Origin of the sequence: Chroococcidiopsis sp. SAG 2025, from assembly GCF_032860985.1 — a bacterium.
Lineage (GTDB): Bacteria > Cyanobacteriota > Cyanobacteriia > Cyanobacteriales > Chroococcidiopsidaceae > Chroococcidiopsis.
On sequence record NZ_JAOCNC010000002.1, the window covers coordinates 150,282 to 171,716 of the forward strand.

Consider the following 21,435-nt stretch of genomic DNA (forward strand, 5'->3'; position numbering starts at 1 on the left):
TCCATGTCCACTCAATCCCTGTTCAAATGGCGTCATTTCTTACCAGAAGTCATCCTGCTGAATGTACGCTGGTATTGCCGCTATGCACTCTCTTACCGAGACTTGGAGGAGATGATGCAAGAGCGAGGCGTTGAGGTGGATCATTCGGTTGTGTTGCAAAAAGTTGTTAAGGACAGAAAACTCCTGGAAAGGAGAGAGACTAAGCAGCTACTCCGAAAATTTTAGCGATGAATTTTATCCGCTGTTGAACGGCTGTTTTCTCTACTCCTAGAATTTGTCCTTTGTGCATCATGTGCATCATTTCGTATCCTTTGATTGTGCGTCGCGCTGTGTTGAATGACTTAAATCCCATCCCTGGTTTAACTAGTCGTTTGATCCCTCGATGGTCTTGCTCAACTATGTTATTTAGATACTTTTGTCTTGAAAAGTCCGCCGTCTGCTGGGGTTCCCCCAGCAGAATCATTACGGCGGCTTTCCGCTTCTGCCTTAGTTTCACGCTTTTAGGTAGTTCTGCTTCAGCTTTAAGTTGAGCAATAGCTTTGGGATAAGCCGCATTGAGATCCACAGTAATCACTCGGGGAGAACTAGTGTGAAGTGCTTTCAGTGTCTTACGGAAGAAGCGTTTTGCCGCAGCAGTATTGCGTTTGGCTGTGAGCAAAAAATCTATTGTATTTCCATTTGAATCGACAGCCCGGTACAGATATTTTGGTTTCCCCTTAACCGCAATGTAAGTTTCATCCACTCGCCACGAATCATTCGTCGGGCGTAAGTAGGGGCGGCAGCGCTTGTCTAGTTCTGGACTATACTTTTGTACCCACTGAAACACGGTTGTGTGATGCAGATCCATCCCCCGCTCATTCACCATTTCTGCCACTTGTCGCTCTTGAAAGCGGGTAGGTGAGATCCCAGCGCACGCACAACAAGATGATTTCTGGTTCATAGTGCCGCCATTTGAAGGGGTTGGTGCTGGACATGGAGATGGGAGCGAATGAATACAATGTCTCACCCTACCACCTGCTGCTCCTATTTTTGCAACACAACCCTGTAATAAACCATTCTTCATCAAACCGTTCGTCTAGAATGGCAATCGCCAGATTGTCGGTCCTACATAGCTTTTAGGGTAACTTAGCTTTGACACTAACTGATAAGCTTCATGCATAGTTCCATCCGAGGACTTGAGGGCTAACGACCAAGCTCACCGGACGCAGACAACCTTAAACATATAGCCGACCAGCTTACGACATTCCGGTGCAGCGACTGGTTGGCTGGCGATCGTCTCTCAGCGCCGCAACAGCTTAAACCCAACTTGCCCAAGCTGTTGAGTATACGCTAATTGAATCAGGAGCATCATAGCAGGTTCGACATAGCGTGAGTTCCTTAACGATCCGGCATCGATCGGCTCAACGTCAATTTCGTGCAACAAGCTTGCCACGATCGGTTTCGCCTGCTCGTCATCACTTGTGTAGAATACGGTTGCCTGTTGATCGTCAAATCGATGCGATTCAGAATTGGGTAGTGGTATGGAAGTAGTGGTGAGGTAAAACCCTTGCCTCATCACTACTTCCATACCACTACCAATTCCTTTAAGCGGGAAAACCCGCAACCAGTTGAATGGTATTCTCCTAAATAGTAAATAGCAATCTGCGAGACTTTAAGAAAGTGCCAAGATTGTTTGCCCGATATTGGTTAACTTAGTCGTTCCTCTCCCTTGCCATGCTCGAGCGCATTACCCAACTCCAACAAGAAAACGAGCGCCTGCAAGCCGAACTGACTCAACTGCGGCAAGAACGCGATCGCCTCCAGGCAGAATTAGCGCCACTAGGCGAAGCGGAAAAACGCTATCGCACCCTGTTTGAACTTAGCAGTGAAGGGATTGTGCGCTTCGGGTACTCTCAGCCAATTTCACTGACGCTATCGATTGACGAACAACTAGAGTTGTGCTACCGCTCAATCTATGTTGCTGAAGCAAACGATGCCTACGCTCGGATGTTTGAGTATGAGAAAGTGGAAGATATGCTCGGGTTAACGCTGAACGATTTACACGATCGCCACTCAGAAGTAACTCAAGCAACAATGCGTGATTGGATTGAGAACCAGTACGCTTGCCGCAGCATTGAAACAGTAGAATTCGATCGCCACGGACGCCAGCGTTACTTTCTCAATAGTGCGGCAAGTACGATTGAGAACGAGTGCGTAGTGGGTACTTGGGTGAGCCAAATTGATATTACCCAACTGCGCGAAACACAGCAAGCTTTACTCGCAGCAGAACAAGCACGATCGCAAGAACTCGAACGCCACAATGCCCAATTGCAACAAACACTCGCTCGCCTCTCGGAATCCGAAGAACGCTATCGCACCCTGTTTGAACTCAGCAGTGAAGGGATTGTGCGCTTTGGGTACTCTCAGCCGATTCCTATTACTCTATCCGTAGACGAACAGTTAGACCTGTGCTATCAGTCAGTTTACATGGCTGAGGCAAACAAAGCATTTGCAGCTATGTATGGGTATGAAAAAACAGAAGATTTAATTGGGGTTAAGTTGAGCGAGCTGCACGATTGCAACTCAGAGTTGACACAGGCAGCAATGCGTGCATACGTAGAAAATGGGCATTCAGCTCTACGAGCTGAAACGGTAGAAATCGATCGCTATGGACATCAGCGTAACTTCCTCTGTAGTGCTGCAAGTACGATCGTTCAGGGGTGTGTAGTGTGTACGTGGGTGAGCCAAGTCGATATTACACAGTTACGCGAAACACAGCAAGCTTTACTAGAAGCAGAACAAGCGCGAGTTGCAGAACTAGCTAAGGCAAATGAAGCATTAGGCAATGCCATTGCTGGACTGGCACGCTTAGATAATCTCGACTCTTTTCTAGCAGAAATGCTTAAGGTATCCCTGGAAGTATCGGGAGCGCACAGTGGTGCAATTGACTTGATTGAGGGAGATTTTGTGCGCCACGCCGTCCTGTTTGACAAAGCGGGGTGGGTATCCCCAGAAACTCAAGCGCAGCGCGGCACGCTGTTATCGCCATTCTCACCTCAATTGCGCCTCCTGGCTCAACGTATCCTGGAATCAGAGTCTGCCTGGGCAGTCCTGCCCGACGATCCGCTTCATTCTCTAAGTTTTCAAGCATTCCATCGCGAACAAGGCAATCGCGCCATCCGCCTCGTGCCGATGCGAATTAGCGATCGGCTACTGGGCTGGCTGGGACTTGGCTTTGCACAGGAAGAGCCACCACTAGGAAGAAGCTTCGCACTGCTGCGTGTATTAGCCGAGCAAATGACGATGGCAGTGGAGATGCTACGACTAGCAGAAGAAGCGAAACAGGCAGCGATCGCCAAGGAACGAGAGAAAGCAGCACAGGAACGGGCAGCAGAACTAGCTCGTTCTAATGAGGCCTTGCAGCAAACAATCGATACCCTCGGTTCTTTGAGCAGTTTCGACGAATTCATCCCCGCAGTGTTGAAGATTGTGGCACAAACCTTTAATGCGACCGATTGTGGTTACTATGAACATAGTCAAGACGAGATCGTTTACCTGCGCTATTGGTTCAGTCAAGGAACAGTATTGAACCCAACCCAACTGCAACTGCTCGATCCACAACAACATCCTTTACTACTTCGGCTTATCAATGGCTTCACAGTACCACTAGAGCATTTGCAGGGTACAACCGTCCACAATCGTACTCGTTCGGTAATCATCGATCACACAATTGCCAATACAGTACCCGAATTTCATACTTTTGCAGTTTCTCAAGGTTGGGAATTGGAACTCAACCAACCGCTCCTGGTCGATGGCAAAGCGGATGGGGCGCTGATCGTCTATCGCACGCTAAACCAGCCCTTTACAGAGACAGAGATCTTGCTGGCTGAAGCCCTCGCCAAGCAACTTGCTCTGGCAGTGCAAGCTAGCCGATTATCTAACCAAGTCCGCGATCGCGCTGTGGAAATGGCGATCGCCAAGGAACAAGAACTCGCTGCTCAAGAACGGGCAGCAGAATTGGCAAAAGCTAATATTGCCTTGCGAGAAACGCTTGCCAAGTTAGCTGCAACTCAGGACGTGAGAGAATTTTTGAATGCAACCCTGCAAGAAATTTGCCAACAGTCGGGTGCTTGTGCAGCTCATCTATTTCACTACGAGTCCACCACCAACAAACTTCAACAGCTTGCCTGTGTCCGGGATGGAGTGCTGTACCCTCACGGACACCCTGACGATCCAGCTAGTTTTCAGGCAGGTTTTTTGGCTGATATCACGCCTGCATTTCAAGTTTTAGTTGAGCAACGTCGCTTGTTTTGGCAAACTGCAGACAAGCCAGATGAATACACCTGGACAGATACGATTGCTTGGCATCAGAAGATGGGTCATCTTGCTCATGCTGGTCAAGCACTGGTGGCAGGCAATCGCCCCGTCGGATTTCTAGGCTTAGCCTTCCGCGATCGCACGACCCTAACACTGGGGCAAACGGAGTTGATCCACGCACTTAACCATCAAATGGCTTTAGCGTTAGCACTAACACGACTAGCAGAAGAAGCAAAACTTGCGGCGATTGCTAATGAACAAGAAAAAGCGGCGCGCGAACAGGTAGCAGAATTAGCGAAAGCCAATGATGCTCTACGGCGCTCCGTCAGGCACCTCACTACGACAGATAACTTGTACCGTTTCCTGATTGCGACACTGCAAGAAGCAATTTGGGCAAGTGATGCAGCATCAGGCGCTATCTTTGTTTACCAGCCTGCTAGCCATACCCTACAGGCAACTGCTATCGTGATGAATGGGGAAGTGATTGACATTGCAACTGACCCGCGTGTCGAGCTGTGGCGTTCTCCGATTCCGGTAGACCTCACCCCATTTTGGCAGCAGCTTCAAAACCAAGAGATTGTTTGGACTGACCTAGAGCAGGCATCCTCACAATTCCATTGGCAATTCTCAATTGCATGGCATCAGCAGCAGGGACACAGAACAATTCCGATGGTTCCAATGACAATTGGCGAACAAGTTTTGGGGTTTGTAGGGCTTGCCTTCACCGCTAAACAGAAACCAACTGGATTTCGCTTTGAACAGTGCCGCACGTTTGCTCACCACGCAGCCCTAGCTTTGCAAACGGCAGACTTGATGCAGCAAGCCAAACAAACTACTCTACTCGAAGAACGCAACCGCATGGCAGGTGAAATTCACGATACCCTTGCTCAAGCCTTCACGGGTATCATCGTGCAGCTAGAAGCCACTGGACGCAAACTCGCAACCGCGCAATTGAGTTCTGCCCAAAATCACATTACTCGTGCCCGTGACCTTGCTGCCACAGGACTTGCCGAAGCACGGCGCTCGGTGCGGGCACTACGTCCAGAAGCGCTAGAATCAGGAGATCTTCCAACTGCTCTAAGTCGTTTAGCGCAGCAGATGACCAGCGGCACTTCCACCCAAGCTGTAGTGCAAGTCATAGGCACGCCTTGCAGCTTGCCGCTCGAAATTGAAACAAACCTGCTCCGGATTGGGCAGGAAGGACTCAGCAATGCCCTACGCCACGCCCAAGCACAAACTGTGACGATTCAACTGCGGTTTGACGCTACCCAAGTGCAGTTGTCGCTCGCGGATGATGGCAGAGGATTCGACCGGCGCTCGCACTCGTTCGCGGCTGGATTTGGTTTAGTCGGAATGCAGGAGCGCTCGGAGCAGATTGGCGGTCAGTTCAGCCTGACGAGCCGCATCGGGCAGGGAACCGAAGTGGTTGTGATTGTACCTCTTTGCCAGAATAGATAAAAATTGACAAGGATGAGGCAGATAGTGTCGAGCGCTCCAGATAATTTATCCAACCCAAACTACCCCTCCCGGATCTCGCTCTTGATTGCCGAAGACCACGCAGTTGTGCGTGAAGGCTTCGCTGCCATCCTCAACGATGAACCGGATCTGCACGTCGTTGCCGAAGCTACTAACGGACAAATTGCCGTTCAACTGTACGAGCAGCATCAGCCGGACGTGGTGCTAATGGATTTACGAATGCCGCAACTTGATGGCGTAAATGCGATCGCCCAGATTCGCTCGCGCTATCCGACTGCCCGGATCATCATCCTTACTACCTACGACGGCGATGAAGATATTTATCGCGGCTTGCAAGCAGGCGCCAGCGGCTATTTGCTTAAAGATGCTACAGCAGATAACTTAATTCAGGCGATTCATCAAGTGCATCAAGGAGATAACTATATCCCACCTGCAATCGCCAAAAAGCTAGCAGAACGCATCAAGTTTATTGAGTTGACCGAGCGCGAATTGGAAGTACTGCAATTGCTGGTTGTCGGTCAGAGTAATGCTGAAATTGGTGCAAGTTTAAGTATTGCCGAGCGTACTGTCAAATTTCACACTAACAATATTTTCACCAAACTAGGTGTCAGCGATCGCACTCAAGCAGTCTTACTGGCTCTCAAGCGCGGGCTAGCACGACTCGAAACCAGATCTTAAGTACAGGAAAAAGGCTGAATTTCTGGTCAGTGACAAGTATTAATAGGCTTCGTAGGATAAGGGGAATCTCAACTCAGGCAACCCCCACTGATGAATTTGCCCGCTTCTAGCTTTGCTGCGCTCCTGCCACTGAATGACGGCGACCATCTATGCGGGTCAGCCACTGCCGCAATTATCTTGATTGAGTATGGCGATTACCAATGCGTACACTCAAAACAAGCACATAGGTCGATTCAATCGCTGTTACCACAGCTAGAAGACCGGCTGTGCATCGTGTTTCGTCATTTTCCGCAACCGCAACTTCATCCTCGTTCGCTTAGAGCGGCTGAATCTGCAGAAGCAGCGGCGGCACAAGGCAAGTTTTGGCAAATGCACGAACAACTATTCGCGCATCAGCAACAGCTGGAAGACAGCGATTTAGTACAGTATGCCGATTGCCTGGGGCTGGAGATCCCGCCTTTTTTGCGGGGCATGGCAGAACACCTTCACCTCGGGCGCATTCAAGCAGATATTGAAAGCGGTAAACGCAACGGGGTAGAAAAAACGCCGACTTTTTTCGTTGGTGTTCGCTGTGAAGAAACTCAAAATTTGGAAGTGTTACTCAGTAGTCTTCTAGAAATCAACAAGCGTCAATGAAAAATTCTACTATTTTGACATCTACTAGGGAAAAACCATGTCAGAGTTATCGCGTCGTCAAATCATCGCGGTTGGCGCAATCGGGGCAGCAAGAGCAGCGACGACGATCGCTTCTCAAGCCCAAGCAAACACCCAAAAACCCGTTGCTGCTCGAATGACAATGAATCCAAAAGGCAAGTTTGCTAACAAAACTGTGTTAATTACCGGAGCCACATCCGGCATTGGCGAAGGAACTGCCTATGCGTTTGCTAGAGAAGGGGCAAAGGTGATGTTTTGTGGACGACGAGCCAACTTAGGCAAACAGGTTGAATCTCGCATTCGCAATTTTGGCGGCGAGGCAATCTATCAACAAGCAGACGTGAGGCTTGAGACAGAGGTGAAGAGCTTAACCCTCTCATATCACTCTAGGTAAGAAAAAATCTTTCTAAAATTTCAGAACGCTCGCTGTGTATAACTTTCACGCTCTTATTCCTAACACTTTCCTTCGTTTCCCTCTTCTGTCACTTTCTCAGAGGTAAATTCTGAAACCCTTACACAGTGGGAGTTTTCTCTTTTACTCGTTTCAAAATGACAAAAGAGCCAATCCTAGATATAGCAAGGCTTTTAGATTTTTCTCCCGTCAGGGTGACAGAAGAGAGGTTTGTAGCAGCTTTACCACACTCTTTATCTGAAGCAGGTTCCAGAATTTCCTACCACTAAAGTGATTAAAGAGGGTTAATCGACAATTGCATTCAGAAGTACGGCAGACTTGACATCGCTTTCAACAATGCTGGGAGCGTAAATCCCAAACTAGCTAGATTGCACGAACAGCCTATCGCTGACTTCTTGACACAATCAACACCAACGCTCTCGGGATCTTTCTAGCCATGAAGTATGAGATTCCGCAGATGTTAAAGCAAGGGGATGGCTGTATTGTAAACACAGCTTCCGTTTCCGGTCACAAAGGTTTTGCCGAAATCGGACCCTATAGCACCAGTAAACACGCTGTTCTGGGATTAACCAAAGTTGCAGCATTGGAATATGCCAAAGACAACATTCGGATTACTTCGATTTCGCCAGGTGGATTAGATACACCGATGGTTCGCCGCGTCCGAGAGCAGCGGGGGATGTCCTTTGAAAATGCCTGTTACAGATAACCTTAACACCAACAGAAAAACATTATTGAGCGCCATTCATTTATCCAATTGGAAAGTAGCAAACTATGAGCGACATTCCCTACCAGCCATATTCATTACTCAACCTAAACGAGATTTCTGTAGCTACTAAGGTGCAAGTTATTGAATTGCTCAACCGCACTTTGGCTACCACAATAGATTTGAAAACTCAAATTAAACAGGCTCAGTACAACGCGATCGCGGGTGACAACTGCGAGCCATTGCAGGAATTATTTGCTGAAATGGCAACCCAACTAGAAGAATACATTGATATCTTCGCCTTTTGGCTCACGGCTTATAGGGGATTAGCGCGCGCTACAGCTAAAGTCGCAGCAGAGCGATCGCAATTACCAGAATATCCTCACGACACAACCGAAAGCTCGGAACACGTCGCGGCTGTGGCACAGCGGCTGGCACTGTATGCTCAGTTGTTACTGCAATTTAGCATTCAAACAGCTCAGTGGGGAGATGTGGAAACATCTGCCTTATACGAAGAAGTGCTTCAGGTAATCGAACAGCGACTGTGGTTGCTCTCAGCACCTTGGTCAGCAGTGGCTCAAGGGGACGAAACAGCGGCAGCCAACGGACGCGAAGAACACCGCCAGACGACAAGCGATCGCGTTTCCCAATTTGCTTATTCATCCAATGCTCGATCCCAATCAGATATTAACTGAGTATTGCGGTGAGGGTCATGTTTTAGATCGGTTGGTTGAGTATAATGAGTAAAAAGCTGAGTTAAGGTCAAACCTTATGACTGTTTGGGTAGCGATTGAATGTCCTCATTGCCATAGCACAGAGGTGACTAAATACGGTAAGTCGCCAGTAGGCAAACAACGCTATTGCTGCCAAAACGTCGATTGTCCCTACCGCACTTTTGTTTTAACCCAGACTTATCCAGGAAGGACACGAGAAGTCAAGCAGCAGATTGTGGAGATGACGCTCAACGGTAGCGGGGTAAGAGATATCGCTAGAGTATTACATATCAGTCTCACGACAGTCATTCAGGAATTAAAAAAAACTCGCACTCCTCAAGCCAGTGAATCAAAAACTCCTACAGCAGCTAAAACCTGAGAGTGTGGAAGTAGAAATTATCCGAGTTGAGGTGACTCAAGCAGCTGGTGTTGAAGAGTCAGAGCTAGATGAAATGTGGAGCTACGTAGGTAGAAAGAGTAACCCCAGGTGGTTATGGCATGCCATCGACCGCCGCAATGGAAAAGTCCTAGCTTATGTGTTTGGTCGACGAAAAGATCAAGTTTTTCTCCAACTCAAGAAACTACTGGAGCCAATCGGGATTAAAAAGTATTGTACAGATGGGTGGGGAGCATATGAACGGCACCTACCAACAGAGTCCCACGAAATCGGTAAACGAAAGACTCAAAGAATTGAGCAAAAGCATTTGAGATTAAGAACAAGAATTAAGCGATTGGCTCGAAAGACAATTTGCTTTTCCAAGACTGAGGAGATGCATGACCTAGTGATTGGATTATTCGTCAACTGCTATGAGTTTGGTTCATCTGTATTAAAGCAAAAGCAATCGATCTAGAACATTACCAATAATTGCTTTGCTTTTGACTTGAGATACAGCGAACAATACAGTTCTTTCTGTAATTAAACACAACATTCAATACAAAATTTGACAAACTTGATCGCGGTGTAACACTGGTTAAATTATTCACTAATGATGTTACTAAAGTTTTTATTCTGATTTTGCTAAACGATTTATTTGTTGGGTATCACTCAGTTCACGCTTGGGAAGTTTTACTCGAAGCAATTGCTAAACATTTGGGATAGCCAGAAAATCAAGTCCTCATTTACGGTTTCATTGCAAATGTTCCAGTCATCATAGACTCCACGCTAAAACTATGAATATTTAATTATTTAATGCGCTCCTCTTCCTCCTTGGTTGCAATCTACGAAAAGATGAATCAGTAGTTTAGTTTCACAGCTATTACAGTCCTTAAATCATTAAGAATTAAACAACTATGGCGGCAAACAAAACAATCGCGGTTAATTTTAGTCAGTCAGCAGCAACGTCACAAGTGCTTTCACAGCCAAATCTATTTTCAAGTCATCAAGCTGATTGGAATGGAATATACTTGGAATATCACAACTCTCCATTGCATGAAACTCCAGAGCATTATCCAACTCAGCACGTTGTGGCAATTCAAACTAAGGGAGTTGTAGAGGCAGAACGTAAATTAGCCGCTCGCTTTAAGCAAGAACAGATTCGTGCTGGAGATGTTTGTGTTGTGCCTGCCTATACTCGTCATTGGATTCACTCAAAAGGGGAACAAGGTTTAATTTTGCTCAGTCTTGAGCCGTCTTTTCTAACACGGTCTGTTCCTAACTCTATTGATGCCAACGATATTGAATTGTTGCCACATTTTGCCCAAACAGATCCACTCATTCATCAGATTGGATTGTCCCTTAAAACTGCCTTGCAAACTGATTCAGCAGGTAGTAGATTTTATGCAGAGGCATTAGGCGTTGCTCTTGTTGCTCACTTATTACAGTTCTACACAACTCAAAAATACAAAATTCAAGACACTACAGAGTCGATTGAAGACGTAAGAATTAAACAAGCGAAGGAATATATTCACGCTCATTTAGTTGAGGAGTTATCGCTAGAGGCGATCGCAACAACTGTAGGCATGAGTCAGTACCATTTTTCTCGAATATTCAAACAAGTGACAGGAGTAACCTTGTGGCAATATGTAGTACAACAACGCGTTGAGTTGGCAAAACGATTGTTAGCACAGCCCGGTCAATCAATTGTTGAAGTTAGCAATCACTTGGGCTTCTCGAGCCAGGGACAATTTACAAACTTCTTTCGCAAGCATACAGGCATTACTCCAACTCAATACAAACAAAAACTTTAGCTCTGTCGAAAGTAAGAGATTATGGCAAACCGCAAGATTCAAAAAACATTCGCAAGATTTGTTAAAGACATTTCTAAGTACGACTACTATGCTAGTAATTGTTAGTTGATCTTTTAGTTCAGAATTTCTTAATTCTAGTTCTCGGTTAGATAACTGAGATAAACCAATCCTTGCAGTAGATAGTGTAGTGTTTAACCACAAATCATTATGAACACGTTTGCAGGAAAAGTTGTCCTGGTAACAGGTAGCACTTCTAGAATTGGTCGCACGAATGCGATACTACTGAAATATCAGAAGACGACGGGCAAGAAACGGTGCGGTTAATTCAAGAAGCCGAAGCTAAAGGATTGTTTTTGAAAGCCAATATAACGCAGGCAAGCGATGTTAAACAGTTAATGAACACTGTAGTTGAGAAATACGGTCGGCTCGATTGTACGTTTAATAATGCGGCAATCGAAGGCACATTAGAACCCTTTATCGAACTACCAGAAGCAGAGTCTGATAAGGTGATTGCCACCAACCTCAAAAGTGTGTGGCTGTGCATGAAGTATGAGATTCAGCAGATGCTCGAGCAGGGTGGAGGCGCGATCGTTAATACTTCCTCAATGGCAGGACTGGTTGGCTTTCCAAACATGGCTCCCTATGTTGCAGCTAAGCATGGCGTTTTGGGATTAACGCGATCGGTAGCATTGGAATATGCTTCTTCTGGTATTCGCATCAATGCTGTATACCCTGGTGTGATTGACAATGCCGGACAATCAGCTCGGATGTTGGACAAATATGGACAGGACAAAGACGACGTTGCCAAACAAAACCCTAGCGGTCGCTTAGGTACACCCGAAGAAATTGCTAACGCCGTTCTGTTTCTTTGCTCAGATCAATCGTTATTCATCACTGGGCATCCACTAAGTGTTGATGGCGGTTATGTCGCACGGTGAAACACAACTATAACTTATAGGAATAATCATGAAGAGCACTGAATCACGACCTAAATCTGGCGATCTTCCTGCTCAGACGCTCGACTATCCAGGCGGACAATCGGATATGCAAGTGCAACCTGACTACGATATGTCTAAATATCGAGCCGCAGGTAAACTAGTTGATAAAGTTGCCATTATCACAGGTGCAGATTCCGGTATTGGACAGGCAGTGGCGATTGCCTTTGCAATGGAAGGCGCAGATGTCGCAGTGTTGTACAACAAGAACGACGATGATGCTGACACGACTCGCCAACACGTGGAAAAGTATGGGCGGCGCTGCCATCTTATTAAGGCAGATGTGGCAGGGCAAACGCATCATGTCAATAAGGTAGGAAATTACTAGGTTTATTGACATTAATTGCAATAAACTGAGGCTTATTGAGAAGAAATTGAGTTGAACTCATTTGCAACAATCTCCACTTTATTGAGAAGAACTAGTGTAGACATAGGGTCGGGTGAAGTTGAAAATACGACGAATATTCTCTGATGAATTTAGATGCGTTTGCCCTGGCAGATGTGGGAGTTAAAAGTCAGTGTGAGGTGGCGATCGAAGAAACAATTGCTCAGTTTGGCAAGCTGAATATTCTCGTCAACAATGCTGCTTTCCAGCAAACCCAGTACAAATTTGAAGAAATCCCAGAAGACCAGATCCGTCGCGTTTTTGAAGTTAATATTTTGGGCTATTTCTTCATGGCGCAAGCCGCAGTGCCCCATCTTCACGAGAGAGATGTAATTGTCAACACAGGTAGCACAACGGCACTGATGGGGAATCCCATGCCGGTAGATTATAGCTCCACCAAAGGCGCAATTCATGTATTTGCAAAATCGCTAGCGCTCAATCTTGCTGAGCGCAAAATTCGCGTCAATGCGGTTGTTCCTGGACCCGTTTGGACTCCGATCATTCCCACTAGATCTTCTGATCCTGATGCAGTGTCGAAGTTTGACGCACAATCGGCGATGCAGCGCCCCGGTCAACCCGAAGAGCTAGCGCCCGTCTACGTACTGCTGGCATCAAGCGACGGCAGCTTTATGACGGGTAGTTTGGTCGAAGTCAGTGGCGGTATTGTCACAGTTGGTTAATGGAGAAACAATATGAAAGTATTAGTAACTGGTGCAACTGGGTATGCCGGATTCTATGCCGCGATCGCCCTGCGCCAAGCCGGACATCATGTGTATGGCTTGGTGCGCGATAACAACAAACCTCGTGCTAAAGACTTGCAGCGCTATGAGATAGAGTTGGCGATCGGCAACATCAAACAGCCTGAAACTTACCGCAAGTACCTCGAAAACAGCGATGTGCTGATCCACGCAATGATGGATTTTCAAGCTCCACAAGAAGCAGATTTGAAGCTGTTTGAAACGCTCAGGCAAGTGGCACAAGCAACGCCGAGAAAGCGATTGTTCATTTACACCACAGGCTGCTCGATCTATGGCAAACGTCCAGAACGGGTGATGGATGAAACCACACCTGCCAACCCCGAACATAAACTTGCCTACCGCATGGACATGGAGCAAGAGCTGTTCGCCATGCCAATTCTCGACTGTCACAAAGTCGTCTTACGTCCCGGCTTCATGTATGGGCTAGACGGACATTCCAGCGTTAGTGCCACTTGGTTTGGGATGGGAGAACAGGGTAAAGCAATTTATCGGGGCGATCGCGAGAAGGGCTGGAGTTGGGTTCACATCAGCGATCTGGCAGAAGCGTATGTGCGCGTAGCTGAAAGTGGTGCGGCGATTGATGGTGAAATCTTTTGCGTCGCCGATGAGCAGCGCCCCAAGTGTGTGGCAGTGATGCAAGCTTGTCTTAAAGCCGCAGGCTACAAAGGCGCGATCGAGTTTGCCCCGCCGCAAGAAGACGATTTAACCAGTGTTTGGTTTGATCAGAATGAGTTCATCACCTCCCGCAAGGCATACCGCCTTCTAGGCTGGAGTCCGCGTCATACCGGGATCGTTGATGAGATTGAAACTTACTATGCAGCTTGGAAAGCAAGTCAATCTAGCAACGGCAAAGTGTAAAACCTACTATTATTTTTTGGAGAATTCAATCATGTCGAATCTACTCAAATCTGTTGCTCGTGCAGTGAAAGCGATCGCGCTGATGGTTTTAATCATGGCTTGTGCATTCAATCTAATGTCCGGTGCTGCTTGGGCTTCTGCGGCAAAAGTTTTGATCGCTGAAAAACAAGGAAAACCTGTATTTGAACCTGCTACCGTCACGATCAAATCTGGAGATTATGTTGAGTGGAGCAACAATCTGACTGCGGGTACCGCTTGTAATGTTGTCTTCGATCAGGTCAAATTTAATCGCTATCCAACTCCTGCTGACGAAAATCAGATAGCAGATAGCGAACTGTTCAGTTACCTTTCGCATCAAGAGCTACTGAATAACCCAAAAGAATCGTTTCGCAAAGACTTTAATGTGCCGGCTGGAGAGTACACATATGTCTGTGAGCCTTACGAAAATGCAGGGGTAACAGGCAAAGTTGTGGTGCAATCTAATTAGTTGATCGGGCTAAATCTCAACGGCAAGCTTTGCTCAGGTACGCTTGCTAGACGCGGATCTGAGCAAAGCAAAAACTAAAAGAGGATATAATGAATCGCGAGTCAAAACAGTATCGAAATCAGTTGCAACTCAATCGAGTTTTTAGGCAATTCCTGCCAACTCTACTCTTGCTAGTTGTCAGCCTGCTCACCTTTAGCAGCATCGTTACAATTCAGGGTCAACCTGTTCGCTCGGCTTCGACAAGCTCAATGCTGGAGCAGAATAAAGCGGTAATTCGCCGTTATTATGACGAGCTAATTAATCAAGGCAACTTTGACGTTGCAGACGAACTGATTGCCACTGATCTAGTGCAACATAGCAAGGGCACTGCTCAAGGTCGAGAAGGTATTGTCCAGGAAATGCAGAACAGCCACAACGTCTTTTCTAACTTCAATATCAAGATCGATGATTTGATCGCGGAGAACGATAAAGTTGTGGTTCGAGCAACAGTCAGTGGCGTTCATGCAGGTACCTGGATGAATATTACTGCAACTAGAAAACCAGTTCAATTTCCCAGTATAGATATTTTTCGAGTCGTTGACGGCAAGCTGCAAGAACACTGGGACGTGACCGATCGCTTCGGGTTGATGCAGCAGCTTGAGGCAGCATCCGCGCCTTCATGAATTCTCGTGAATCAAGAACAGGAATTGCTAATGATGCCGACACTTTTTGACTCAATCGAGCTTGGACCTTACCTCCTCCCAAATCGGATGGTCGTGGCTCCCATGACGCGAATGCGGGCTGGAGCTAGCAATGCGCCCGTGCCGTTGAATGCAACCTACTACGCGCAGCGATCAACTGCGGGATTAATCGTCACTGAATGTACGCAGGTATCACCGCAAGGTCGCGCCTATCCTCGCAGTCCCGGCATTCACTTGCCCGAACAAATTGCAGGTTGGAAACTCGTGACCGATGCCGTTCATGCACAGGGCGGACGAATTTTTCTACAACTTTGGCACTGCGGGCGAATTTCTCATCCGTCGATTCAAGAAAATCAGGCATTGCCTGTTGCACCCTCTGCAATTGCAGCTGAGGGTGAAGCTTACACTCTTGAGGGGCGAAGTTCATTTGTCACGCCAAGAGCGCTAGAAACTGAAGAGATCTCCAAAATCGTCGAACAGTTCCGTCAAGGTGCAGAAAATGCGATCGCAGCGGGTTTTGATGGCATCGAACTGCATGGCGCTTTCGGCTACCTCATCGATCAGTTTTTGCAAGACGGCTCGAACCAGCGAACCGATCGATATGGTGGCTCGATCGAAAACCGAGCGCGGTTTTTGCTAGAAGTCACTGAAGCAGTATGCAGGGTTTGGGGAAGCGAGGGTTCCGCCTCCTCTGGGCGAGTGGGAATTAAGCTTTCGCCCAGCAACACTTTCAACAGTATGCACGACTCTGATTCAGCCGCAACATTTGGTTATGTTGTAGAAGCGCTCAATCAATTTGATTTAGCATATTTACACTTGATGGAAGCGACCGAAGCAGACTTGCGGCATGGCGGTACGGCGATTCCGATAACTCATTTTCGTCAGCGGTATCAAGGAACGCTAATTACCAATGGCGGCTATGACCAAACTACAGGAAATGCAGTTTTAGCGGCTGGCAATGCAGACTTAGTTTCCTTTGGTCAACTGTTTCTCGCCAATCCAGATTTACCTAGGCGATTCCAGTTGAATGCACGTTTGAATCAGCCCGATCGCACGACCTTCTATGACGGCGGGGAGAAGGGATATACCGACTATCCATTTCTGGAGCCGCAATTTGTCCAAACCTGAATTTGTAACGATTGCAAGAATAGTCTCCTAAAATCATCCCAGAGTAATGAAAATTACGCTCTACATCTTAGTCGGTTTTCTGAATTTGACAGTTCAATCTGCTTTGGAGTCGGCTAGCGCACTCATTCCAATTTCCGTTCAGAACGCCATTCAGGCAACTGCTACAACGGTTGGAGCTTTAGAGGAAAATCCACAAGCGCAAACGACTCAAAGCGGTCGAAGTATTGCTCAAGTCATGCCAGTCTCACAACTTTCAGACGTGCAACCGCAGGATTGGGCATTTCAAGCACTCCAATCCTTAGTTGAACGCTATGGAGTCATTGCTGGCTATTCAGATTCGACGTTTCGTGGGAGACAAACCCTGACTCGCTATGAGTTTGCGGCTGGATTAAATGCAGTGCTTGAACGAATCAGCGAACTGATAGCAACTGGAGCGTCAGAGTCAATCTCTTCAAAAGATTTGGAAATTCTACAGCGACTTCAACAAGAGTTTGCTGTAGAATTAACTACTTTGCAGAGTCGAGTGGATAGTCTAGAAGCTCGTACCGCTGGGGTAGAAGCAAACCAGTTTTCGACAACTACTCGCTTATCTGGGCAAGTAATTTTTGCGCTAAATGGAGGTGGCTTTGAGGGCAATCGCATCATTGCCCCCAGAGGTGCTTTGATTGCTCAAGATGACCCCAATCCAACTTTTCTCTACCGAACAACATTCAATCTCAACACTAGCTTTCAGGGTGATGATTTGCTGCAAGTTCGGATTGTTACTGGGAGCGATCGCACCGAAGATAACGTAACAGGTGTACTTGAACCGAGTTTAGGTAGCGTCTTAGATTTCACGCAGCAAGGTGTAGATGACACCTTCAGCGTCTCTCGCGCGTACTATAGATTCAGTCCTACTCCAGATTTAGAAGTCACGATTGGTTCAAGGTTTTCTGCGTTCGATATCATTGACAAGAACTCTTTTGCTAACAATAGTTCGCTAGATTTTTCGACTCAAATGTTTATCAACAACTTTTTTTTAGTTCCTCGTCCTTTAGGGGCAGGGGCAGGAGTTGTTTGGAACCCAAGTCAAGGAGCATTGACGCTAAGAGCTGTATATGTCGCGACGAGCGCCGAAGAGAATTTTCCTGAGAACAATCGCTTATTTGGCGGTGGCAGACCTGAAGACGTGCGGCTGTTTCCAACCGGCGGTGGCGGTTCTAGAGGCAGTTTATTTGGCGATCCTCGCCAAGGCATTGTCGAACTAGAGTATGCTCCTAGTAAAGCGTTTGCCATGCGTTTGCAATATGGCGGCGGTGAAGTGTTTGGTAGCAACTTTGATGTGCTTGCAGCGAATTTTAATCTTGCTTTGAGTGACCAGTTTGGGATATTTGGTCGCTACGGCTATGGCAGCTATCCTGATACAACCCTTGGCGACATTCATCCAAACTACTGGATGGCAGGTATTTCACTTCAAGACTTGTTCGTTCCTGGCGCTTTAACCGGAATTGCCGTTGGTCAGCCCTTTATTGACAATGCTGTTGGAAATGCTACTCAAACTAATATTGAATTGTTCTACAATTTGCCAATCAACCATAACATTCGCGTTACACCTTTACTTCAAATTGTTATTGATCCAGGTAATCAAGATAGCAACGGCACAATCGTGACAGGTACATTACGAACCGTTTTCAACTTTTAATCCTTGTTAAGTTACCGATGAAAAAAGTCATTATTACTTTGTCAATGTCCATCTTCTTTGTCGCGCTTGCCTTTTGCTCTAGTGCAATCGCCGTCTCGTCAGATTCAGGTATTAGCTTGAGCAGATCGAACGAAGGTAGAACGGTGGCGATCGGTAAAGATTTATTTACGTTCAAGCATACCTTCGAGAATACGTTGAAAGATGTCTCGATTATTGAAATTACCCATCCACCACATCAAGGCTTGGCATTTCTCTTGAAGAAACATACGTTTGACGTTGCAGGAAACTTCTACGTTATCTCTGGAGAATTTGAGTTCTTTGGTATTCAGTCGAACGACTCAATTCAAGTGAGAGCAGGCGATTTTGTACATGTGCAGCCTGGAATTGTTCACAGCTACAGACACATTGGAGCAGAGTTAGGAAAGGTGCTAGTCGTGACAGCTTCTACAGGCTTTCAAGACTTTCTAGAAGAGGTTGGAACTTGGGTAGCTGATCCAACGATCGCACCCTCTCCAACTCGCCGTCCAGATATAGTCGATATTGAGAAAATTGTCTCGATCGCTAAAAAGCACGGTATCAAGTTCTTTAACTAATTCACTTTCGGAAATTATGAAGCCACCTCAAGCGAACCGATTCTCCCAACCCTCTAACCTGTACTTCGATCGCAACTTCCAGATTATTTGTGCAGTTTCGCTTGTCGCAGTCCTGGGTGTTTCTAGCGTGACACCCGCTTTTCCTGCCCTGGCTCAAGCGCTCAAAATTGCGCCTCAGAATATTGGGTTACTGGTCACTGTTTTTACTTTGCCAACTCTACTATTAGGACCAGTGATTGGTGTGTTTGCCGACCGCCTGGGTCGAAAGAAAATTCTGATTCCAGCTTTGTTTTTATTTGCGATTGCTGGAGCCGCCTGTGCGATCGCACCCAACCTTTCGGTGTTGCTGGTACTACGATGCCTGCAAGGCATTGGAGCTGCACCCCTGTTGTCGTTGAGCTTAACATTAATTGGAGACTTCTATGTTGGGGATCAGCGGGCAACGGCAATGGGTTACAACTCCAGTATCAGCAGTGTGGGAACAGCTATTTATCCAACATTAGGTGGTGCTTTAGCCGTTTGGGGCTGGTACTACCCCTTCTTACTTCCTCTTGTTGCAATTCCGATCGGATTGCTGGTAATATTAATGCTTCGCAATCGGGAGCAGAAGAGCGGTCGTAGTCTAAAAGCTTATCTTAACAATGCGTCACGAGTGCTGAAGAATCGCCAACTGCTAGGGCTATTTATCGGCAGTGCAGCAAATTTTATGTTGCTGTATGGTACTTATATCACTTATCTACCAGAGTTAATTAATCAGTCTTTTAACGCTTCCGCCTTTGCGATTGGATTAATTCTTTCGAGTGTTTCTGTTTCAATTACGCTCGCTTCATCGCAGTTGGGGCGATTAACTCACAAGTTTCCGGCTCCGTTGCTGGTTCGAGCTTCATTTATCTTCTATGCCGTCGCTTTATTAATTATTCCATTTGTATCTTCGCTTTGGTTTCTTTTAATTCCAACAACACTATTTGGTATTGGCGTCGGAATTGGAATGCCAAGCATTCAAACGCTGTTAGCCGAACTCGCACCTCAAGAGTATCTCGCAACCGTTATGGCTGTGAATGGTTCGTTCTTTGGACTCGGGCAAACTTTAGGTCCCTTGATTACAGGTGTCGCATTTGGTGTTGCTGGTATTAATGGCGCGTTTTTTACAGGAGTGGGTTTAGCGCTGGTGATGCTCATTGTATTCCGATTTTGCGGTTGTTTAGGATCGTCGCGTCTAGCATAGCTTGGTATGGCATTGTCAACTTAAAGGAATAAATCCGAAAATCGACATGATGATTCCTGAGTAGGCAGGCTTGGCTAATTTTAAGCAGCAGGTTTGGGACAAGCGACTTCTCTCCAATCCTCAAATCGTTGGCGCAGTTGTTCTCGGTATCGTGATGCGGTGAGTTGATGTTGCTTGGGGTGAAAGTGGTCTCGAATCGGTCCAAAGGCGGAAAGAAATCGTTGCGCTTGCCCTGGAGATTTGAATCGTCGCATTCGTCGCTCTCGTATTCTCTGTCGGTTGATGCGAATTCTCGGCTCGATTGTTCAGCCCCTTGTGCTGTCGATGCTCCACGCTCTTCATCACTCGTTTCTTCGCCGCTTCATAGCTCTTTAACTTATCGGTGACAATCACTCGTGGCACGAAGCCTTGTTTCTTCAGCAGTTTGCGAAAAAAACGCTCTGCCGCCTTAGTACGACAGTTGTAGATCGATAAGAGCTAGAATGTATGTAGAGCAACAGATTTAATCTTATGGTTCTACTACACTCAAACATAAACAAAGCGGATAAACAAGCAGTTGAACCAGTATTGGTAGAGCTTGAAGAGCTGGAAAAACGTATTGCTCCTCGCTTCGCTCGGTTAGAAGCAAGAATTGCAGCGCTGGCATATATCAAAGGACTAATCAGTCCGGTAGAGCGAAAAAACAGCTGGCAATTGGCTGAAGCGATAGGGGATAGAGATCCTTACAGATTTCAGCATTTATTAAATCGTGCTTCTTGGGATGCAGACGCAGTTCGAGACGATTTGAGAGATTATGTAGTGGAACATTTGGGAGATGATAATGCGGTACTAATCGTGGATGAAACTGGATTTTTGAAACAAGGAGATAAATCAGTTGGTGTACAAAGACAATATTCAGGAACGGCAGGAGGAACCCAAAACTGCCAAGTCGGAGTGTTTTTAGTTTATGCCAGCTCTGTGGGTCATACATTTATTGATCGGGAGTTATACTTGCCGAAAAGTTGGACTAATGACCGCCAACGTTGCGAACGAGCCGGTGTACCAGAGAACGTAGAATTTGCGACAAAATTACAATTAGCACGAAAAATGCTGTTGCGAGCTGTAGATGCAAATGTTCCGGCACGATGGGTATGTGCTGATGCATTGTATGGCACTGACCATCGGCTACAGCAATTTATTGAAGCGCGAGGACTGCATTACGTATTAGCAGTAAGTCGTGACCAAACTATCTGGGTGGGCAAGAGTCAACATCGGGTGGATGCGATTATGAGGAAAATGGACTCCTCAGCTTGGCAGACCTTGAGTGCTGGTAATGGTTCGAAGGGGGAACGGCTATATCAATGGGCATTAGCTACATTTGAGCATCCAAAAAACCCCGAGTTACAACGCTTTGTACTAGCGAGAAGAAAGTTAGAAAACCCAACAGAAATTACTTATTATCTAGTTAGTGCGCCCGTTGGTACTAGTCTACAAGAAATAGTAAAGGTTGCTGGTGTACGTTGGACGGTAGTGATATGGAAGTAGTG

Annotated in this window: 23 protein-coding genes and 3 pseudogenes; 23 read left to right on the plus strand and 3 right to left on the minus strand. The window is 46.6% G+C overall.

Translation table 11 applies throughout. The annotated features are described in order from the left end of the window. Positions 1-3 precede the first annotated feature (3 nt). A pseudogene (locus tag N4J56_RS33345) lies at positions 4-148 on the plus strand (IS6 family transposase); the annotation flags it as partial. Between the two features lie 51 nt (positions 149-199). Here the strand turns inward: N4J56_RS33345 and N4J56_RS33350 are convergent. Both N4J56_RS33350 and N4J56_RS33355 read right to left on the minus strand, forming a co-directional pair. Then, a pseudogene (locus N4J56_RS33350) lies at positions 200-974 on the minus strand (IS6 family transposase). Positions 975-1,279: 305 nt separating this feature from the next. Continuing rightward, the gene (locus N4J56_RS33355; protein WP_317110980.1) at positions 1,280-1,567 is read right to left on the minus strand and encodes a hypothetical protein; all 288 of its coding nucleotides are present in this window, start codon (positions 1,565-1,567) and stop codon (positions 1,280-1,282) included. A gap of 146 nt (positions 1,568-1,713) precedes the next feature. Between N4J56_RS33355 and N4J56_RS33360 the strand changes: the two genes are divergently transcribed. From N4J56_RS33360 to N4J56_RS33450, 21 genes are all read left to right on the plus strand, one after another. Further along, complete coding sequence (locus N4J56_RS33360) at positions 1,714-5,754, plus strand: PAS domain S-box protein (protein ID WP_317110981.1); 4,041 nt, start codon at positions 1,714-1,716, stop codon at positions 5,752-5,754. A gap of 24 nt (positions 5,755-5,778) precedes the next feature. Further along, positions 5,779-6,450 carry a response regulator transcription factor gene (locus tag N4J56_RS33365; RefSeq protein WP_317110982.1) on the plus strand — a complete coding sequence of 224 codons (672 nt, stop codon included), beginning with the start codon at positions 5,779-5,781 and terminating at the stop codon, positions 6,448-6,450. 90 nt (positions 6,451-6,540) lie between these two features. Then, positions 6,541-7,086, plus strand: coding sequence for a DsbA family protein (locus tag N4J56_RS33370; RefSeq protein ID WP_317110983.1), 546 nt, complete (start codon positions 6,541-6,543; stop codon positions 7,084-7,086). Between the two features lie 37 nt (positions 7,087-7,123). Further along, positions 7,124-7,498: an SDR family NAD(P)-dependent oxidoreductase gene (locus N4J56_RS33375; RefSeq protein WP_317110984.1), complete on the plus strand. Its 375-nt coding sequence runs from the start codon at positions 7,124-7,126 to the stop codon at positions 7,496-7,498. Between the two features lie 155 nt (positions 7,499-7,653). After that, positions 7,654-7,785 (plus strand): hypothetical protein, encoded by a 132-nt coding sequence (locus tag N4J56_RS33380; protein ID WP_317110986.1) that lies wholly within the window; start codon positions 7,654-7,656, stop codon positions 7,783-7,785. 167 nt (positions 7,786-7,952) lie between these two features. Further along, positions 7,953-8,222, plus strand: a complete 270-nt coding sequence (locus N4J56_RS33385; protein WP_410500692.1) for an SDR family NAD(P)-dependent oxidoreductase — start codon at positions 7,953-7,955, stop codon at positions 8,220-8,222. 65 nt (positions 8,223-8,287) lie between these two features. After that, positions 8,288-8,914, plus strand: coding sequence for a DNA starvation/stationary phase protection protein Dps (locus N4J56_RS33390; protein ID WP_317110988.1), 627 nt, complete (start codon positions 8,288-8,290; stop codon positions 8,912-8,914). Positions 8,915-8,990: 76 nt separating this feature from the next. Continuing rightward, a complete protein-coding gene (locus N4J56_RS41470) occupies positions 8,991-9,311 on the plus strand; it encodes an IS1-like element transposase (RefSeq protein ID WP_410500694.1) in 321 nt (106 codons plus the stop codon). After that, complete coding sequence (locus tag N4J56_RS41475; protein ID WP_410500695.1) at positions 9,277-9,783, plus strand: IS1 family transposase; 507 nt, start codon at positions 9,277-9,279, stop codon at positions 9,781-9,783. Before N4J56_RS41470 ends, N4J56_RS41475 begins: the two co-directional genes overlap by 35 nt. A 116-nt stretch (positions 9,784-9,899) precedes the next feature. Then, complete coding sequence (locus N4J56_RS41480) at positions 9,900-10,031, plus strand: hypothetical protein (RefSeq protein ID WP_410500722.1); 132 nt, start codon at positions 9,900-9,902, stop codon at positions 10,029-10,031. A 191-nt stretch (positions 10,032-10,222) separates the two neighbouring features. Next, the gene (locus N4J56_RS33400; protein WP_317110989.1) at positions 10,223-11,119 is read left to right on the plus strand and encodes an AraC family transcriptional regulator; all 897 of its coding nucleotides are present in this window, start codon (positions 10,223-10,225) and stop codon (positions 11,117-11,119) included. Between the two features lie 314 nt (positions 11,120-11,433). Further along, complete coding sequence (locus N4J56_RS33405) at positions 11,434-12,057, plus strand: SDR family oxidoreductase (protein ID WP_317110990.1); 624 nt, start codon at positions 11,434-11,436, stop codon at positions 12,055-12,057. A gap of 28 nt (positions 12,058-12,085) precedes the next feature. Then, a complete protein-coding gene (locus N4J56_RS33410; protein ID WP_317110991.1) occupies positions 12,086-12,442 on the plus strand; it encodes an SDR family NAD(P)-dependent oxidoreductase in 357 nt (118 codons plus the stop codon). Positions 12,443-12,585: 143 nt separating this feature from the next. Beyond that, positions 12,586-13,179 (plus strand): SDR family oxidoreductase, encoded by a 594-nt coding sequence (locus tag N4J56_RS33415; RefSeq protein ID WP_317110993.1) that lies wholly within the window; start codon positions 12,586-12,588, stop codon positions 13,177-13,179. A gap of 12 nt (positions 13,180-13,191) precedes the next feature. Further along, entirely contained in the window at positions 13,192-14,115 is a 924-nt protein-coding gene (locus N4J56_RS33420; protein ID WP_317110995.1) for an NAD-dependent epimerase/dehydratase family protein, read from the plus strand. Positions 14,116-14,146: 31 nt separating this feature from the next. Further along, complete coding sequence (locus N4J56_RS33425; protein ID WP_317110996.1) at positions 14,147-14,602, plus strand: plastocyanin/azurin family copper-binding protein; 456 nt, start codon at positions 14,147-14,149, stop codon at positions 14,600-14,602. 89 nt (positions 14,603-14,691) lie between these two features. After that, entirely contained in the window at positions 14,692-15,264 is a 573-nt protein-coding gene (locus N4J56_RS33430; protein ID WP_317110998.1) for an ester cyclase, read from the plus strand. Positions 15,265-15,294: 30 nt separating this feature from the next. Beyond that, positions 15,295-16,410, plus strand: a complete 1,116-nt coding sequence (locus N4J56_RS33435; protein ID WP_410500723.1) for an alkene reductase — start codon at positions 15,295-15,297, stop codon at positions 16,408-16,410. A 46-nt stretch (positions 16,411-16,456) separates the two neighbouring features. Then, on the plus strand, positions 16,457-18,091 hold the full coding sequence (locus N4J56_RS33440; RefSeq protein WP_317111001.1) for an iron uptake porin: 1,635 nt from the start codon (positions 16,457-16,459) through the stop codon (positions 18,089-18,091). Positions 18,092-18,108: 17 nt separating this feature from the next. Beyond that, the gene (locus N4J56_RS33445; protein WP_317111003.1) at positions 18,109-18,684 is read left to right on the plus strand and encodes a cupin domain-containing protein; all 576 of its coding nucleotides are present in this window, start codon (positions 18,109-18,111) and stop codon (positions 18,682-18,684) included. Between the two features lie 16 nt (positions 18,685-18,700). Continuing rightward, positions 18,701-19,909 (plus strand): MFS transporter, encoded by a 1,209-nt coding sequence (locus N4J56_RS33450; RefSeq protein ID WP_317111005.1) that lies wholly within the window; start codon positions 18,701-18,703, stop codon positions 19,907-19,909. 80 nt (positions 19,910-19,989) lie between these two features. On the opposite strand, the pseudogene N4J56_RS41485 reads toward N4J56_RS33450, so the two are convergent. Further along, positions 19,990-20,356 (minus strand): annotated as a pseudogene (locus N4J56_RS41485) (DDE-type integrase/transposase/recombinase); the annotation flags it as partial. Between the two features lie 63 nt (positions 20,357-20,419). On the opposite strand from N4J56_RS41485, the gene N4J56_RS33460 reads away from it, so the two are divergent. Next, a complete protein-coding gene (locus tag N4J56_RS33460) occupies positions 20,420-21,433 on the plus strand; it encodes an IS701 family transposase (protein ID WP_317111006.1) in 1,014 nt (337 codons plus the stop codon). Positions 21,434-21,435: the final 2 nt, after the last annotated feature.

Bases quoted from the DNA above. Each gene is read 5' to 3' on its own strand.
- N4J56_RS33385 (WP_410500692.1), top strand. From the start codon at position 7,953: ATGAAGTATGAGATTCCGCAGATGTTAAAGCAAGGGGATGGCTGTATT.
- N4J56_RS33450 (WP_317111005.1), top strand. From the start codon at position 18,701: ATGAAGCCACCTCAAGCGAACCGATTCTCCCAACCCTCTAACCTGTAC.
- N4J56_RS33420 (WP_317110995.1), top strand. From the start codon at position 13,192: ATGAAAGTATTAGTAACTGGTGCAACTGGGTATGCCGGATTCTATGCC.
- N4J56_RS33375 (WP_317110984.1), top strand. From the start codon at position 7,124: ATGTCAGAGTTATCGCGTCGTCAAATCATCGCGGTTGGCGCAATCGGG.
- N4J56_RS33370 (WP_317110983.1), top strand. From the start codon at position 6,541: ATGAATTTGCCCGCTTCTAGCTTTGCTGCGCTCCTGCCACTGAATGAC.
- N4J56_RS33430 (WP_317110998.1), top strand. From the start codon at position 14,692: ATGAATCGCGAGTCAAAACAGTATCGAAATCAGTTGCAACTCAATCGA.
- N4J56_RS33440 (WP_317111001.1), top strand. From the start codon at position 16,457: ATGAAAATTACGCTCTACATCTTAGTCGGTTTTCTGAATTTGACAGTT.
- N4J56_RS33435 (WP_410500723.1), top strand. From the start codon at position 15,295: ATGATGCCGACACTTTTTGACTCAATCGAGCTTGGACCTTACCTCCTC.
- N4J56_RS33425 (WP_317110996.1), top strand. From the start codon at position 14,147: ATGTCGAATCTACTCAAATCTGTTGCTCGTGCAGTGAAAGCGATCGCG.
- N4J56_RS41470 (WP_410500694.1), top strand. From the start codon at position 8,991: ATGACTGTTTGGGTAGCGATTGAATGTCCTCATTGCCATAGCACAGAG.
- N4J56_RS33445 (WP_317111003.1), top strand. From the start codon at position 18,109: ATGAAAAAAGTCATTATTACTTTGTCAATGTCCATCTTCTTTGTCGCG.
- N4J56_RS33415 (WP_317110993.1), top strand. From the start codon at position 12,586: ATGAATTTAGATGCGTTTGCCCTGGCAGATGTGGGAGTTAAAAGTCAG.
- N4J56_RS33390 (WP_317110988.1), top strand. From the start codon at position 8,288: ATGAGCGACATTCCCTACCAGCCATATTCATTACTCAACCTAAACGAG.
- N4J56_RS33410 (WP_317110991.1), top strand. From the start codon at position 12,086: ATGAAGAGCACTGAATCACGACCTAAATCTGGCGATCTTCCTGCTCAG.
- N4J56_RS33355 (WP_317110980.1), bottom strand. From the start codon at position 1,567: ATGGAAGTAGTGATGAGGCAAGGGTTTTACCTCACCACTACTTCCATA.
- N4J56_RS33360 (WP_317110981.1), top strand. From the start codon at position 1,714: ATGCTCGAGCGCATTACCCAACTCCAACAAGAAAACGAGCGCCTGCAA.
- N4J56_RS33460 (WP_317111006.1), top strand. From the start codon at position 20,420: ATGGTTCTACTACACTCAAACATAAACAAAGCGGATAAACAAGCAGTT.
- N4J56_RS33380 (WP_317110986.1), top strand. From the start codon at position 7,654: ATGACAAAAGAGCCAATCCTAGATATAGCAAGGCTTTTAGATTTTTCT.
- N4J56_RS33400 (WP_317110989.1), top strand. From the start codon at position 10,223: ATGGCGGCAAACAAAACAATCGCGGTTAATTTTAGTCAGTCAGCAGCA.